The sequence below is a fragment of the Vibrio sp. 10N.222.55.C6 genome, assembly GCF_041473395.1.
Lineage (GTDB): Bacteria > Pseudomonadota > Gammaproteobacteria > Enterobacterales > Vibrionaceae > Vibrio > Vibrio crassostreae_C.
This window is the reverse complement of the sequence record NZ_JBFRSD010000395.1, coordinates 1-432: the sequence shown is the minus strand read 5'-3', so window position 1 is coordinate 432 and position 432 is coordinate 1. Positions and strand designations below refer to the sequence as shown.

Below are 432 nucleotides of genomic sequence, written 5' to 3'. Positions count from 1 at the left end.
AACTAACTATGTGATGTTTGAGGGCGAAGAAGGCAGCCAAGAAGCGCTCGATTATAACGGCGATTTAAATTCACTCTTGAGCTATGTAGAGAGCAAACTCCCGGAGTTAGAGAGGCTTACTAAGCTACGTAAAAAAGATATACAACAGATGGAAACTATCACTCTCAACCTTGGTGACGGGGAGCTGTATCGTTTCTGGAATGAAAGCAGCCGAAACGCCATTACAGAGGATATTGTTGCTAGTGACTCTAAGCGAATAGATATTCTAGAAATCATCATGAATGACATTATTCCTCAGGTGACCAGCATAACAATTGAAAGCGCGGTCAACATGGGGCGTATGCTCGTTGACTTCAAGCATCGGCTACTCGGCTTCGACCGTGACATTAAGAAACTTGGTCGTAATATCTCTGAACAAGTAAAGCTCAATAA

At 42.8% G+C, this 432-nt stretch carries 1 pseudogene; it reads left to right on the top strand.

The window, feature by feature from the left end:
• Positions 1-432 (top strand): annotated as a pseudogene (locus AB4486_RS24285) (ATP-binding protein); the annotation flags it as partial.